Raw genomic sequence first — 14,058 nt, 5'->3', positions numbered from 1 at the left:
GCCGACGCCGGGCGGCCGGGCCGGCGGGCGCTCAGTCCTCCCCGTACCGGGGATCCACCGTCTCCGGGGTCAGCCCCAGCAGCTCCGCCACCTGCTCCACGACGATCTCGTGGACCAGCGCGGCCCGCTCGTCGCGCCCCTTGGTGCGGATCTCGACGGGCCGCCGGTAGACGACCACCCGCGCCCGGCGCCCCTCGCGCGCCGGGACCGTCCCGCCCAGCGGCACCGCCTCGTCGTTCCACGGGATCTCGGCCCCGTCCAGCCGGGGCACCTCCAGCACCAGGAAGTCGATGTCGGCGAGCTGCGGCCACCGCCGCTCCAGCCGCTCCACGGAGTCCTGCACCAGGTCCGCGAACAGGTCGGCACGGCTCGCGGCCAACGGCACCTGAGGAGGCGCGATCGGCCCCCGCATGCCCCGGCCGTGGCGATCACGGCGGCGGGGCCCGGGGCCTGTGGCACGGGGCGGTACGGGGCTGTCCATCACTACCGAAGCGTAGTCCCCGCCGCGCCCGCCCGCCCGGCCCCACGCAGCACCCCGTACGCCGTCCGGCCGCCGCGCACGACACGTCGCGGCATGACCATTCCGGCCAAGGTCGGGCTCGATTCCGTATCTCTCCGGGACTGGCGAACTCGTGGCAATTGATGGTGTTTGTACCGGGCAGCGACTCAACCGGACGACCTTCCTTGCCGTGAGGACTGGCGTTCGCGCAGGTCAGCGGGGTATGACTGGAGTGGCCTGTGGGGCGTTTCACAACACGACACGGTGGAGTGACCTGGTGGAGAGTCGTCGCGGCCCGCTCAAGAGTGCGGTACCGTCCAACGTCGTGAGCCCTGTACGTCGCTGTTCGCGCACCGCCTGCGGCCGACCCGCCGTCGCGACGCTGACGTACGTCTACGCCGATTCGACCGCGGTCCTCGGCCCGCTCGCGACCTATGCCGAACCGCACTGCTACGACCTGTGCGCCGAGCACTCCGAGCGACTCACCGCGCCGCGCGGCTGGGAGGTCGTCCGGCTCCTCGACGGTTCGGCTCCCGCGCGCCCCAGCGGCGACGATCTGGAAGCGCTTGCCAACGCCGTCCGCGAGGCGGCCCGCCCGCAGGAGCGCGCCGCCGGGGCCGGCGGCGGGGGCCGCGGGGCGGACCCGATGGAGGTCGCCCGCCGCGGCCATCTGCGCGTGCTGCGCTCCCCGGACAGCTGACGGCCGTCTGCGCGTGCTGCCGTCCCTGGACAGCTGACGGCCGTCTGCGCGTGCTGCCGTCCCTGGACAACTGACGGCCGCCGCACCGGCTGGCGCACACCCATTGACGCGCCGTCGGCGCGGACGCCACCATTCCGTTCAGACGCAGAGCGAGAAGTCGCTTTCCGCATGACGGAATCGGGGGCTCCCGTGTACGTCCAGGAACTGCAACCCGTCGCCGGCTCGCTCGGCCTGTCCGCCCTTGTGGCCGCCCTGCCCCTCGTCCTCGTCCTGATCCTGCTCGGCGGCGTCCGCATGAAGGCCCATCTGGCCGGTCCGGCAGGCCTTCTGACGGCCGTTCTGGTCGCCTGCCTCACCTACGGCATGCCGGTCGGCCAGACGCTCTCCAGCGCCGCCCAGGGAGCCGCGTTCGGCCTCTTCCCCATCCTGTGGATCGTCGTCAACGCCCTGTGGGTCTACCGGATGACCGTCCGCACCCGGCACTTCGACGTCCTGCGCCGCTCGTTCGGCAGGCTCTCCGACGACCCGCGCATCCAGGCCCTGGTCGTCGCCTTCTGCTTCGGCGCCCTGCTGGAGGCGCTCGCCGGATTCGGCGCGCCGGTCGCCATCTGCTCGGTCATGCTCGTCGCCCTCGGGTTCGACCCGGTCCGCGCGGCCGTGGTCTCCCTCGTCGCCAACACCGCGCCCGTCGCCTTCGGCGCCATGGGCACCCCGGTGGTGACCCTGGCCCAGGTCACCGGCCTGCCCCTGGACACCGTCGCCTCGGTGGTGGGCCGTCAGACACCCCTGCTCGCCCTCGTCGTGCCGCTCCTCCTGGTCGGCCTGGTCGACGGCCGGCGCGGCCTGCGCGAGACATGGCTGCCCGCCCTCGTGTGCGGCACCGCCTTCGCCGTCGCCCAGTTCGCCGCCTCCAACTACGTCTCCGCCCAGCTCGCCGACATCGGCGCCGCCCTCGCGGGCGCGGGCGCCCTGGTCGCCGTACCGCACGCGCGCGTGCCCGCACCCGAGGCGGTCCGCGCGTCCGTGCTGACGGGGACGCGCAGCGAGGAGCTGGACGAGCGCGACCCCCGCCGGGAGGTCGTCCGCGCCTACGCCCCCTACGCGCTCATCGTCACGATCTTCTCCGTCGCGCAGATCCCGGCCGTCAAGGACCGGCTCGCCCGGGCGACGCGGACGTACGACTGGCCGTTCCTCGACGTCGTGGACCCCGACGGCCGGCCCGTCGGCGCCAACCTCTTCACCTGGCCGGTCGTCTCCACGGGCGGCACGCTCGTGCTGCTCGCCGGCATCGGCACGGCGGCCGTTCTCGGCGTCCACGCGCGCGTGGCGGCCAAGGAGTGGGCCGCGACCGTGCACGAACTGCGGTTCGCGATCCTCACCGTGACGTCCGTCCTGGCCCTCGCCTACGTCATGAACCTGTCCGGACAGGCCGCGACGATCGGGCACTTCGTGGCGGCGGCCGGCGCCGGACTCGCCTTCCTGTCACCCGTCCTCGGCTGGTTCGGCGTCGCCGTCTCCGGCTCCGACACCTCCGCCAACGCGCTCTTCGGCGCCCTCCAGGTCACCGCCGCCCGAGAGTCGGGCCTCTCACCCGAACTCCTGGCCGCCGCCAACAGCTCCGGCGGGGTGCTCGGCAAGATGATCTCCCCGCAGAACCTCACCATCGCCTGCGCCGCCGTCGGCCTCGCCGGCCGCGAGGGCGACCTGCTGCGCAAGGTGCTGCCCTGGAGCCTCGGCCTGCTGCTGGTGATGTGCCTCGTCGTCGTCGGCCAGAGCTCGCCCGTACTGGACTGGATGCTTCCGTAGGCCCGCCGTGACCTGCGACGGAGGTCCGCTCCGCCACCAGGGGGCCGTCCTCGTTACGTCTGTGGGTCGGACACGGCCGACCCACAGCGGGCTGTCGGTCGCTCCGGGTAGTTTGTGGTGACTCACAGGACTTTCAGGAAGGTTTGGCCGTGGCTGCTGATCTGTCGCAGATCGTGAAGGCGTACGACGTACGCGGGCTGGTCCCGGACCAGTGGGACGAGTCCCTGGCCGAGCTGTTCGGGGCGGCCTTCGCCCGCGTGACCGGCGCCGGGGCCATCGTCGTCGGCCACGACATGCGCCCCTCGTCGCCCGGCCTGACCCGAGCCTTCGCCCGCGGCGCGGCGGCCCGCGGCGTCGACGTCACCGAGATCGGCCTGTGCTCCACGGACCAGCTGTACTACGCCTCCGGCGCGCTGAACCTCCCGGGCGCCATGTTCACCGCCTCCCACAACCCCGCCCAGTACAACGGCATCAAGCTGTGCCGCGCGGGCGCCGCCCCGGTCGGCCAGGACACGGGCCTGGCGGAGATCCGCGACCTGGTCGAGGAGTGGACGCGGTCGGGCGCACCCGAAGCGGCCCCGACCCCGGGAACCGTCACCCGGGCCGAGACGTTGGACGACTACGCGGCGCACCTGCGCTCCCTCGTCGACCTCACCGCCGTCCGCCCCCTGAAGGTCGTCGTCGACGCGGGCAACGGCATGGGCGGCCACACCGTCCCCACCGTCTTCGCCGGCCTGCCCCTGACGCTGGTCCCCCTCTACTTCGAACTCGACGGCACCTTCCCCAACCACGAGGCCAACCCCCTCGACCCGGCCAACCTCGTCGACCTGCGGAAGCGGGTCCGCGAGGAGGGGGCCGACCTCGGCCTCGCCTTCGACGGCGACGCCGACCGCTGCTTCGTCGTCGACGAACAGGGCGAGCCCGTCTCCCCGTCCGCGATCACCGCCCTCGTCGCCGCCCGCGAACTCGCCCGCCACGGCGGCCGGGGCACGGTCATCCACAACCTGATCACCTCCTGGACCGTCCCCGAAGTGGTCGAGGAGAACGGCGGCACCCCCGTCCGCACCCGCGTCGGCCACTCCTTCATCAAGGCCGAGATGGCCCGCACCGGCGCGATCTTCGGCGGCGAACACTCCGCCCACTACTACTTCAAGGACTTCTGGAACGCCGACACCGGCATGCTGGCCGCCCTCCACGTCCTCGCGGCCCTCGGCGGCCAGGACGCCCCCCTGTCCTCCCTGGTCGCCCAGTACGACCGCTACGCGGGCTCCGGCGAGATCAACTCCACCGTCGCCGACCAGGCCGCCAGCATCGCCGCGATCAAGGCCGCCTACGGCACCCGCGACGACGTCACCCTCGACGAACTCGACGGCCTCACCGTCTCCTCCGGGCAGTGGTGGTTCAACGTCCGCCCCTCCAACACCGAGCCCCTCCTCCGCCTGAACGCGGAGGCCCGCGACGAGGCGACGATGAGGAAGATCCGGGACGAGGTGCTGGGGATCATCCGGGGCTGAGGCAGCGGGAGCACGCGGCCGACGCGGTCGCCCGTCGCTGGTCGCCGGTCGCCCGTCGCTGGTCGCCGGTCGTCCGTCGCCGGTCGTCGGTCGTCCGTCACTGGTCACGGGCGCCGAGCCGGCTGCGGACGCCGGGCGCTGAGGCAGCCGGAGCGCGCGGTGGTCGAGATCGTGGCCACCGGCCACCGGCCACCTGTCGCCGGTCGCCTGTCGCCGGTCACTGGGCGGGGCGGACGTTGGGCGCCGAGTCGGCCGCAGGCTCACGGGCTCACGGGCGCCGAAGCGGCCGGAACCCCACCACAGCGGCCGGAGGCCTGCACAGGGCGTGTCACCCGGCACGCGACGCGCCGCGTCACCCGGCCTGCGACGCACCGCGTCACCCGGCCTGCGACACGGCGCGTCACGCGGCCTGCGACAAGGCGTGTCACACATCACGCGACGGGCGTGTCACGCGCCAGAACGGGCAACGGAGCCAGGAGCGAAACCCTCCGCGACCACCCCGACACCCCACCCCCACCAGCGGTACGCTGACCAGGCACATCCGCACCTCCCACACCCGCCACCACGGCACCGACCCACCCGGAAGGACACCCCATGCCGCTCGAAGCCGGCCTCCTGGAGATCCTCGCCTGCCCGGCCTGCCACGCCCCCCTCGAGGAGCAGGACACCGAGCTGATCTGCACCGGACAGGACTGCGGCCTGGCGTATCCCGTCCGCGACGGCATCCCCGTCCTCCTCGTCGACGAGGCCCGCCGCCCCGCGTAACGGCGGCCACCCCCCACGCCCCCCGGCGCCCGCACACCGACGACGACCCGGCGATCGGAGAACTGACGCCATGCTCGACGAATCGCTGCTCGACACGCCGGAGGCCCTGGCCGAGGCAGACCACCGGGCCCTCCTGCGCGGAGCCGCCGAGGCCGGCGCCCGTGTCCGCACCGCCGCCCGGCACGCCATCGAGGCCGGCGTCCCCCAGCTCGAACCGGACGGCCGCCCGCGCGCGATCCTCATCGCCGGCCCCGGAGCGGCCGCCACCTGCGTCGCCGACCTCCTCGGCACCCTCGCCGGCGCCTCCTGCCCGGTCACCCGCCTCGCCCCCACCGGCGTGGCCCCCGCCGCGGGCGCCCTGCGCTGGGAACTCCCCGGCTGGGTCGGCTCCGTCGACCTCCTCCTCATCGCCACCCCCGACGGCAGCGAACCCGGCCTCTCCCTCCTCGCCGAGCAGGCCTACCGGCGCGGCTGCACCGTCGCCGCCGTCGCGCCCGCCCGCTCCCCGCTCACCGAGGCCGTGGCAGGCGCCCACGGCCTGTTCGTACCGCTGGCGACCGCACCGTACGAACAGGACGAGCAGCCCCCCGTCGCCGCGTCCGCCCCCGGCGTCCTGTGGGCCCTGCTCACCCCGCTCCTCGCGCTCCTCGACCGGATCGCCCTGCTCTCCGCCCCGCCGGACGCCCTGGAGCAGGTCGCCGACCGCCTCGACCACATCGCCGAACGCTGCGGCCCCGCCATCGCGACCTACAGCAACCCCGCCAAGACGCTGGCCGCCGAACTCGCCGACGCCCTCCCCGTCATCTGGACCGAGGGCGACTCCGCCGGCCCCGCCGGCCGCCGCTTCGCCGCCGCGCTCGCCGAACTCTCCGGCCACCCCGCCATCGTCGCCGAACTCCCCGAGGCCCTCGCCTCCCACAGCACCCTGCTCGCCGGCGCCCTCGCCGCCAGCGCCGACCCGGACGACTTCTTCCGCGACCGCGTCGAGGAACCGCCCGCCCTGCACGCGCGCGTGGTGCTGCTGCGCGACCGCCCGATCGGCGGACTCACCGCCGCTCCCGCCGCCCGCGACCTCGCCCTCAGCCACGACACGCCGATCAGCGAACTCGAACCGGAGCCCGGCGACGAACTCGTCACCCTGGCCGAACTGATCGCCATCACGGATTTCGCCGCCGTTTACCTGGCGCTCGCCTCGGGCGCCTGATCTGGCGACCGACAGACCGCACACGGGCGACCGCCGTCGCGGGCCGCCCGAACGAGCACGACGCGCCGGCCCACGCGACAGACGGACCGTCACAGCCGACCGCGGCAGCCACCCGCGCGGCAGCCGCGGCAGACCGACAGACAGGCAGGCAGAGACACCGCATGTACCGCCTCGACAACACCGTCCGCCCCTACGCCTGGGGTTCCCCCACCGCCATCCCGCACCTCCTCGGCGTCGAACCCACCGGCGAACCACAGGCCGAGATGTGGATGGGCGCCCACCCGGGCGCACCCTCCCGCACCGACCGGGGCACCCTCCTCGACGTCATCGAGGCCGACCCGCGCGCCGAACTCGGCACGGCAGCCGTCACCCGGTTCGGCCCCCGCCTCCCCTTCCTCCTCAAGATCCTCGCCGCCAGCGCCCCCCTCTCCCTCCAGGTCCACCCCGACCTCGCCCAGGCCCGCGCGGGCTACGAGGACGAGGAACGCCGGGGCGTCCCCGTGGACGCCCCCCAGCGCAACTACAAGGACGCCAACCACAAACCCGAACTCATCTGCGCCCTCACCGAGTTCGACGGCCTCTGCGGCTTCCGCGCCCCCACCCACGCCGCCGACCTCCTCGACGGCCTCGGCGTCGACTCCCTCAAGCCGTACGTCGACCTCCTGCGCGCCCGTCCCCAAGAGGCGGCCCTGCGCGAGGTCCTCACCGCGATCCTCACCTCCGACCCCGACGAGATGACCCGCACCGTCACCGCCGCCGCGGCCGCCTGCGACCGCCTCGGCGGCGACCATGCCCCCTACGCCGGCATCGCCCACCACCACCCCGGCGACCCCGGCGTCATCGCCGCCATGCTCCTCAACCACGTCCGCCTCCAGCCCGGCGAAGCCCTCTACCTCGGCGCCGGCGTCCCGCACGCCTACCTCAGCGGCCTCGGCGTCGAGATCATGGCCAACTCCGACAACGTCCTGCGCTGCGGCCTGACCCCCAAACACGTCGACGTCCCCGAACTCCTGCGCGTCGTCCGCTTCGAGCCCGGCGACCCCCGCGTCCTGCGCCCCGAGGCCGGCCCGGACGGCGAAGAGGTCTACGACACCCCCATCGACGAGTTCCGCCTCTCCCGGTACGTCCTCCCCGAGGGCACCGCCCCCCACGACCTCACCCTCGCGACCCCGCAGATCCTCCTGTGCACCGCCGGTACCGTCCGCGCGGGCGGCCACGACCTGACCCCCGGCCACTCCGCCTTCGTCCCCGCGGGCGAAAAAGCCGAAGTGTCCGGACCCGGCACGGTCTTCCGCGCGACCGTCGTCGCCTGACGCATCCCGCCCGGCCCACCGGGCACACGCCTCACGGACCGGGCTGCAACAATGGCGCACCGCAAAGGACGGGCAAAGCCGACGACGGCACGAGCGCCCCAGGACCACCCGAGGACGAAGGGACCACGCGAACACATGAGCGCGTCAGGCGGTACCAAGGCGATCGTGGCGGCACTCGCCGCCAACCTCGCGATCGCGGCATCGAAGTTCGTGGCGTTCGCCTTCAGCGGCTCGTCGTCGATGCTCGCCGAGGGCGTCCACTCGCTCGCCGACTCCGGCAACCAGGCCCTCCTCCTGGTCGGCGGCAAGAAGGCCCAGCGCGAGGCCACGCCCCAACACCCCTTCGGCTACGGCCGCGAACGCTACATCTACGCCTTCCTCGTCTCCATCGTCCTCTTCTCCGTCGGCGGCATGTTCGCCATCTACGAGGGCTACGAGAAGATCAACCACCCGCACGAGCTGGAGCACTGGTACTGGCCCGTCGGCGTCCTGATCTTCGCGATCATCGCCGAGTCGTTCTCCTTCCGGACGGCCATCAAGGAGTCCGACCCGCTGCGCGGAGACCTCTCCTGGAAGGAGTTCGTACGCCGCGCCAAGGCCCCCGAACTCCCCGTCGTCCTCCTGGAGGACCTCGGCGCCCTCGTCGGCCTGATCCTCGCCCTGCTCGGCGTCGGCCTCACCCTCGCCACCGGCGACAGCGTCTGGGACGGCATCGGCACGGTCTGCATCGGCGTGCTGCTCGTGGTCATCGCCCTCGTCCTCGCCGCCGAGACCAAGTCCCTCCTCCTCGGCGAGTCCGCCGGCGTCGAGGACGTCCGCAAGATCGAGACCGCCATCGTCGACGGCGACACCGTCACCCGCGTCATCCACATGCGCACCCTCCACCTCGGCCCCGAGGAGCTCCTCGTCGCCGCCAAGATCGCCGTCCGGCACGACGACACCGCCACCGAAGTGGCCACCGCCATCGACGCCGCCGAGACCCGCATCCGCGAGGCCGTCCCCATCGCCCGCGTCATCTACCTCGAGCCCGACATCTACAGCGAGACCGAGGCCGCCAAGGGCGCCGACCCCGAAGCGACCCCGGGCGGCCCCAGCCACTCCCCGGCCGACCACTGACCGGACGGCCACCGACCGGACGGCCACCGACCGCCCAGCCACCGACCGCCCAGCCACCCGGCGGGGCCCGCCGACCACGGCGGGCCCCGCCGCGTTTCCCGCCCCCGCACACCCACCGCGACCGAGGTGATCCGCCGGAGGCGGACTGGGGCCTCACCGGGTCACCGTGTAGCTTGGAAGGGAGCCAGACGTCGCTGCTGATGGCGGTCGGGCGGTCCACGACGGACCGGCCGAGGGAGAGAGGGCCTCCGACGGACTGCGCCGCGCACACTGCGGGCACACCCTTGTCCCCGCAGGACACCCCTGTGTCCGCCGCCGCGCAGACCGGCCGTACCCACACCTCGCCCCAACCCCGAGGAGCAGCTCACCATGACGACTGTCGACAACCGACAGGACTTCAAGGTCGCCGACCTCTCCCTGGCCGAGTTCGGCCGCAAGGAGATCACCCTCGCCGAGCACGAGATGCCGGGCCTCATGGCGATCCGCAAGGAGTACGCCACCACCCAGCCCCTCGCCGGCGCCCGCGTCACCGGCTCCCTGCACATGACCGTGCAGACCGCCGTCCTCATCGAGACCCTCGTCGCCCTCGGCGCCCAGGTCCGCTGGGCCTCCTGCAACATTTTCTCCACCCAGGACCACGCGGCCGCCGCCATCGCCGTCGGCCCGAACGGCACCGCGGACAACCCCCAGGGCGTCCCGGTCTTCGCCTGGAAGGGCGAAACCCTGGAGGAGTACTGGTGGTGCACCGAGCAGGCCCTCACCTGGCCGGACAGCCCCACCGGCGGCCCCAACATGATCCTCGACGACGGCGGTGACGCCACCCTCCTCGTCCACAAGGGCGTCGAGTACGAGAAGGCCGGCGGCAAGGTCCCCGCCGTCGACACCGCCGAGAACGAGGAGCACCGGGTCATCCTCGAACTCCTCCACCGCACCATCACCGAGGGCTCCCAGAAGTGGACCCAGCTCGCCTCGGAGATCCGCGGCGTCACCGAGGAGACCACCACCGGCGTCCACCGCCTGTACGAGATGCAGCGCGACGGCGTCCTCCTCTTCCCGGCGATCAACGTCAACGACGCCGTCACCAAGTCGAAGTTCGACAACAAGTACGGCTGCCGCCACTCCCTCATCGACGGCATCAACCGCGCCACCGACGTCCTCATCGGCGGCAAGACCGCCGTCGTCTGCGGCTACGGCGACGTCGGCAAGGGCTGCGCCGAGTCCCTGCGCGGCCAGGGCGCCCGCGTCATCGTCACCGAGATCGACCCCATCTGCGCCCTCCAGGCCGCGATGGACGGCTACCAGGTCACGACCCTCGACGAGGTCGTCGACAAGGCCGACATCTTCATCACCACGACCGGCAACAAGGACATCATCATGGCCTCGGACATGGCCAAGATGAAGCACCAGGCCATCGTCGGCAACATCGGCCACTTCGACAACGAGATCGACATGGCCGGCCTCGCCAAGGTCCCCGGCATCGTCAAGGACGAGGTCAAGCCGCAGGTCCACACCTGGACCTTCCCCGACGGCAAGGTGATCATCGTCCTGTCCGAGGGCCGCCTGCTGAACCTGGGCAACGCCACCGGCCACCCGTCCTTCGTGATGTCCAACTCCTTCGCGGACCAGACCCTGGCCCAGATCGAGCTGTTCACCAAGCCGAACGAGTACCCGACCGGCGTCTACACCCTGCCCAAGCACCTCGACGAGAAGGTCGCCCGCCTCCACCTGGACGCGCTGGGCGTCAAGCTCACCACGCTCCGCCCGGAGCAGGCCGCCTACATCGGCGTCGACGTCGAGGGCCCCTTCAAGCCGGACCACTACCGCTACTGAGTCCGCAGCCCCACCGCCGGGGAGCGCAGCCGAGCACCGACGCGCCCCCCGGCACCGGACAGATCCTCCGAGGCAGGCCCCCGCACCCCCGTGTCGGGGGCCTGCCCCTTCGGTCTCCGGCCGCACCGGCCGTCCCGTGCCGGCCACCTCGGCGAGGTGCCCGGACCAGCCCGTCACCCCCCAGGACCCCGATGCCCCGCGGCCGCTATGCGCTCCACGACCCGCACGATCACACCCCCCTCGCCCATGAGCACTTCCAGTGCGCCCCCGGTCCCTCCGGCTGGCGCTACGTCTCCCGGCTGACCACCCCCACCGGCGATCACAGCGGCTCCGTCGACCTCACCCTCGACGACCTGGGCCGCCCTCTCCGACTCGAACTCCACGCGGGCGGCTGGCAGGTACGCGGCGCGGCCCTCGACGGCGTCACCTGGGTCCGCACCGACCCCACCGGCACCCACGCCACGGAAGGCAACGTCCAGGCCCACGCCTTCACCGGCACCTCCCCCGCCTTCCTCGTCGCCACCGCCCGACTCCTGCGTCTCACCCTTCCCCCCTCCGCAACCCGCGTCCGTCTCGTCGCCTTCACGGACCCGGTCCTCGCCCCGCGCACCGTGGACCAGTCCTGGGCCTTGGTCGACAGAGAAGCACACGCCACTGACAACGGCCCCCTGATCGTCGACGAATACCAGGTCACAGCCCTGGACACCGGGGAACAGCACACCGTCCACATCGCCGGGGACGTGGTCCTCGCGGCACCCGGAGTCGAGCTGGAAGACCTCGCCTCACCCCCGTCGACCTTCCCCTGAACCCCACCGGGAAGGCACCTACGCGGGCGGCACGAACCCGGTCGCCGGACGCTCCACCGACGGCACCCCCTCCCCGGCCGACGCCGACCCGCCCCCCACCCCCGCCTCCGGCGCCACCCGGCCACCACCCTCAGGTACGGACGGCACCACACCGGGCCCGGCACCACCCCCACTCCCACCCCTCCCACCCCTCCCGCCCCCGGACTCGTACACCCGCCGCGCCTCCCGCACCTGCCGCTCCTGCAGAACAGCCGCCAGATACGCGGCCGACGGCACCCCCTGGGGAACCGGCACCCCCGTACGCGCCGAGAGATCCGCGGCCAGCCGCTCCGCCATCGACCGGCCCACCTGCGCATCCAACTGCTCCACGCGCCCCAGGTACTGCCGTACCGCCAGCCACAGACCGTCCGGCACCGCCGACAGATCGAGCCCGGCGAACCTCCCGGCCAGCCACGGCGGCGGAGGAGGCAGGACCCCGGTCCGCGCCGCCGGCACCCGCTCCCGCACCACCAGCGTCCCGGCGAACACGTCCCCGAGCCGCCGCCCGCGCGCCGACACCAGCGAGGCGACACAGGCCACCACCCCCGCCGTCAGCAGGATCTCCACCACCCCGAGCGCGCCCCGCACCAGCGCGTGCCGGAACCGGATCGGCCCGCCGTCGTCCCTCACCACCCGCAACCCGCACGCCAGCTTTCCCAAGGACCGCCCCCGAGTGAGCGTCTCCACCGCGACCGGCCCACCCACCAGCACCAGCAGGAACGCGGCGATCGACACCGCCGTCCGCGCGGCCTCGTCCAGGGACGCCGTAGCCGCCACCAGGGCGATGCTCACGACGACGTAGCCCACCACGGCCACGGTCAGATCAAGCAACGCGGCCAAAGACCTGCTGGGCAGCCTGGCAGGCTCCAGTTCCAGCGCCACCGCCTCGCCCGTCACCAGCTCACTCACGCCCGCCGCCCTTCCCGACCCGCCCCGACGACGGCCAGTCTGCCAAGCTGAGAACCCACCGCACCGCAGTACGACAAGCCGACGTACACGACCGGCCGCCCACGAAGCCGAGGAGCAGGGACACCGATGGACCTCGACGTCTTCGTCTCCGCGCACCGAGCCGAATGGGACCGCCTCGACGCCCTCCTGCGCCGGCGCCGCCTCACCGGCAGCGAGGCCGACGAACTCGTCACCCTCTACCAGCGCACGGCCACCCACCTCTCGCTGATCCGGTCCAGCGCTCCCGACCCACAGCTCACCGGACGGCTCAGCCACCTGGTGGCCCGCGCGCGCAGCACGGTGACGGGCACCCGACAGGCCTCCTGGCGCGACGCCACGCGCTTCCTCACCCGGGGCTTCCCCGCCGCGGTGTACCGGACGCGCCACTGGTGGGTCCCGACCGCACTCGTCTCCACCGCCGTCGCCGCCCTACTGGGGTGGTGGATCGCCACGCACCCCGAAGTGCGGTCCTCCATAGCCGCCCCCGCCGCGCTGCGCGAGCTCACCCGGCCCGGTGGCCGGTACGAGACCTACTACTCCAGCCACCCGGCCACCTCCTTCGCCGCCCAGGTCTGGACGAACAACGCCCAGGCAGCCGCGATGTGCCTGGTCCTGGGCGTCTTCCTCGGCCTGCCGGTCCTGTGGATCCTCTTCCAGAACATGCTCAACCTCGGCATCGGCATCGGCCTGATGTCCTCGGCCGACCGGCTCGACACCTTCCTAGGCCTCGTCCTCCCGCACGGCCTTCTCGAACTCACCGCGGTCTTCGTCGCCGCCGGCACCGGCCTGCGGCTCGGCTGGACACTGATCGATCCCGGTCCCCGCACGCGACGCACGGCCCTGGCGGAGGAGGGCCGAGCCGCCGTGGCCATGGCCATCGGCCTCGCCCTGGTCCTCTTCGTCTCGGGCGCCGCCGAAGGCTTCGTCACCCCCTCAGGCCTGCCCACCTGGACCCGCATCACCATCGGCATCACCGCCGAGCTGGCCTTCCTCGCCTACGTCTACGTCCTCGGCGCCAGGGCCGTCCGCGCCGGGGACACGGGCGACCTCGACGACGCCGAGCGCAGCGCCACGGCGCCGACGGCCGCGTGATGTGCGACGGGCCCCGCAGAGCTGCTAGTCTCCTCTTCGCCCCACAAGAGCCGTTGACACGGAGCGCGTGGGGAGGTAGATTCGAACAGTTGCCTGGACTGGACAGGGTCCGGTCGGCAACGAGTTAGAATCTACAAGGCCTCTCGGAACACTTCTTCCATAGAAGCCACCCCCGATTAATCGGAAATGAATGGCCGGTCAGACCGGCTCAGAACTTCTGATAAAGTCGGAACCGCCGGAAAGGAAACCGCGAGAGTGGAAACCTGGAAAGCACCGAGGAAATCGGATCGAGAAAAGATCTGATAGAGTCGGAAACGCAAGGCCGAAGGGAAAAAGCCCGGAGGAAAGCCTGAGAGAGTCTCTCGGGTGAGTACAAAGGAAGCGTCCGTTCCTTGAGAACTCAACAGCGTGCCAAAAATCAACGCC

13 protein-coding genes are annotated in these 14,058 nt (G+C 72.5%); 10 read left to right on the top strand and 3 right to left on the bottom strand.

Annotated elements, in window-relative coordinates:
- Positions 1-31: 31 nt before the first annotated feature.
- A complete protein-coding gene (locus ACFYWQ_RS34470; RefSeq protein ID WP_389522070.1) occupies positions 32-481 on the bottom strand; it encodes a metallopeptidase family protein in 450 nt (149 codons plus the stop codon).
- A gap of 295 nt (positions 482-776) precedes the next feature.
- Between ACFYWQ_RS34470 and ACFYWQ_RS34465 the strand changes: the two genes are divergently transcribed.
- From ACFYWQ_RS34465 to ACFYWQ_RS34425, 9 genes are all read left to right on the top strand, one after another.
- On the top strand, positions 777-1,199 hold the full coding sequence (locus tag ACFYWQ_RS34465; RefSeq protein ID WP_389522068.1) for a DUF3499 domain-containing protein: 423 nt from the start codon (positions 777-779) through the stop codon (positions 1,197-1,199).
- A gap of 189 nt (positions 1,200-1,388) precedes the next feature.
- The gene (locus ACFYWQ_RS34460) at positions 1,389-3,005 is read left to right on the top strand and encodes an L-lactate permease (protein WP_389522394.1); all 1,617 of its coding nucleotides are present in this window, start codon (positions 1,389-1,391) and stop codon (positions 3,003-3,005) included.
- A 149-nt stretch (positions 3,006-3,154) separates the two neighbouring features.
- Complete coding sequence (locus ACFYWQ_RS34455) at positions 3,155-4,519, top strand: phosphomannomutase/phosphoglucomutase (RefSeq protein ID WP_389522066.1); 1,365 nt, start codon at positions 3,155-3,157, stop codon at positions 4,517-4,519.
- Between the two features lie 594 nt (positions 4,520-5,113).
- Positions 5,114-5,284: a Trm112 family protein gene (locus ACFYWQ_RS34450; RefSeq protein ID WP_078936097.1), complete on the top strand. Its 171-nt coding sequence runs from the start codon at positions 5,114-5,116 to the stop codon at positions 5,282-5,284.
- A gap of 70 nt (positions 5,285-5,354) precedes the next feature.
- Positions 5,355-6,488, top strand: coding sequence for an SIS domain-containing protein (locus ACFYWQ_RS34445; protein WP_389522064.1), 1,134 nt, complete (start codon positions 5,355-5,357; stop codon positions 6,486-6,488).
- 161 nt (positions 6,489-6,649) lie between these two features.
- Positions 6,650-7,801 (top strand): mannose-6-phosphate isomerase, class I, encoded by a 1,152-nt coding sequence (gene manA / locus ACFYWQ_RS34440; protein WP_389522062.1) that lies wholly within the window; start codon positions 6,650-6,652, stop codon positions 7,799-7,801.
- Between the two features lie 135 nt (positions 7,802-7,936).
- Positions 7,937-8,917 (top strand): cation diffusion facilitator family transporter, encoded by a 981-nt coding sequence (locus tag ACFYWQ_RS34435; protein ID WP_389522060.1) that lies wholly within the window; start codon positions 7,937-7,939, stop codon positions 8,915-8,917.
- Positions 8,918-9,286: 369 nt separating this feature from the next.
- Positions 9,287-10,747 (top strand): adenosylhomocysteinase, encoded by a 1,461-nt coding sequence (gene ahcY / locus ACFYWQ_RS34430; RefSeq protein WP_389522058.1) that lies wholly within the window; start codon positions 9,287-9,289, stop codon positions 10,745-10,747.
- Positions 10,748-10,938: 191 nt separating this feature from the next.
- Entirely contained in the window at positions 10,939-11,553 is a 615-nt protein-coding gene (locus ACFYWQ_RS34425) for a hypothetical protein (RefSeq protein ID WP_389522056.1), read from the top strand.
- Between the two features lie 18 nt (positions 11,554-11,571).
- Here ACFYWQ_RS34425 and ACFYWQ_RS34420 read toward each other — a convergent pair whose 3' ends face one another.
- Positions 11,572-12,501: an RDD family protein gene (locus ACFYWQ_RS34420; RefSeq protein WP_389522054.1), complete on the bottom strand. Its 930-nt coding sequence runs from the start codon at positions 12,499-12,501 to the stop codon at positions 11,572-11,574.
- 126 nt (positions 12,502-12,627) lie between these two features.
- Here ACFYWQ_RS34420 and ACFYWQ_RS34415 point away from each other — a divergent pair, with 126 nt between their 5' ends.
- Positions 12,628-13,632, top strand: coding sequence for a stage II sporulation protein M (locus ACFYWQ_RS34415; RefSeq protein WP_389522052.1), 1,005 nt, complete (start codon positions 12,628-12,630; stop codon positions 13,630-13,632).
- A gap of 176 nt (positions 13,633-13,808) precedes the next feature.
- On the opposite strand, the gene ACFYWQ_RS34410 is transcribed toward ACFYWQ_RS34415, so the two are convergent.
- Positions 13,809-14,058: hypothetical protein (locus tag ACFYWQ_RS34410; protein ID WP_389522050.1), on the bottom strand; the 250-nt coding region annotated here is incomplete at its 5' end.

Origin of the sequence: Streptomyces sp. NPDC003247 (assembly GCF_042888135.1) — a bacterium.
Classification (GTDB): domain Bacteria; phylum Actinomycetota; class Actinomycetes; order Streptomycetales; family Streptomycetaceae; genus Streptomyces.
The sequence above is the reverse complement of the archived record's forward strand: the minus strand, read 5'-3'. Positions and strand labels throughout refer to the sequence as shown.